The sequence below is a fragment of the Curtobacterium sp. B8 genome (genome assembly GCF_000333315.1).
Lineage (GTDB): Bacteria > Actinomycetota > Actinomycetes > Actinomycetales > Microbacteriaceae > Curtobacterium > Curtobacterium luteum.
Genome location: NZ_BACW01000687.1, coordinates 1 through 908, shown reverse-complemented (window position 1 = coordinate 908; position 908 = coordinate 1). Strand labels below are relative to the sequence as shown.

2 protein-coding genes are annotated in these 908 nt (G+C 77.1%); both read right to left on the bottom strand.

Translation table 11 applies throughout. From position 1 onward, the window contains the following. Positions 1-515, bottom strand: a 515-nt coding sequence (locus I59_RS18460; protein WP_022905145.1) for a Nif3-like dinuclear metal center hexameric protein, incomplete at its 3' end; no start/stop codon positions are given. Between the two features lie 77 nt (positions 516-592). Further along, the coding region (locus I59_RS23090) for a hypothetical protein (RefSeq protein WP_042726922.1) at positions 593-908 on the bottom strand (316 nt) is incomplete at its 5' end.

Sequence of the window (908 nt, the reverse complement as noted above, 5' to 3'; positions counted from 1 at the left end):
TACCCGCCGGACACGCGGACGCCGGTGGCGGTGCCGGGCAGCAGGTCGACGAGGGAGCGCGCGAGGGCGCCCAGCGTCGTGGGCTCGGCGAGCGTGCCCACCCGGCCGATGCCGGTCGCCGGGTCGGCACCGGGCTGGATCGGCCGTTGGTCGACGAGGCCGAGCCGGTCAGCCAGCACGGCCGAGGTACCGGTCGTCACGACGTCGGCGTTCGTGTGCGCTGCGAGCAGTCCGGCGCCGCCGCGGACGAGGGTGGCGATGACGCTCCCCTTGTACGTCGACTCGGCGACCGTCGTGACGCCGCGGAGGAGCAGCGGGTGGTGCGTCAGGAGCAGGTCCGCCCCGAGCCGGACCGTCTCGGAGGCCGTGGCGGGCACCGCGTCGACGGCGAGGTGCACGTGGTGCACGTCGGCGTCGGGGTCGCCGGCCACGAGTCCGACCGCGTCCCACGACTCGGATCCCGCGGACGGCCAGAGCTGCTCGACGACGTCCAGGATCTCGCGGAGCTTCGGCATCCCGTCAGTCTACCGAGCCGACCCCGCGCCCGGAGCGGGCCGACCGGACCGGGCGATCCGGGCCTCCCGGCGGTCCGTCAGGCGCGGCCGAGCGCCCGCAGGATGCGCGCGACGAGTCGCTGCCACCATCCGGGCGCGGGGGCGTCCGTGGTGTCGACCGACTCGGCCGGGGAGTCCGCGGGACGCGCGGACTCGGGGAGCACGACGGGGGTGCTCGCGGTGGTCCCGGTGTGCGCGGTCAGCGCGGCCGCGAAGGCGGCCCGGTCGATGACCGTGGGTCCGGTGGCGGGCTGGACGAGCGGGGTCGGTCGCGCGTTCGCGGACACCGGCGTGACGGCCAGGAGGCCCGGTGCGGGTCGCGCGGGCTCGTCGCGGTCGGCGACGGGTCCGGAG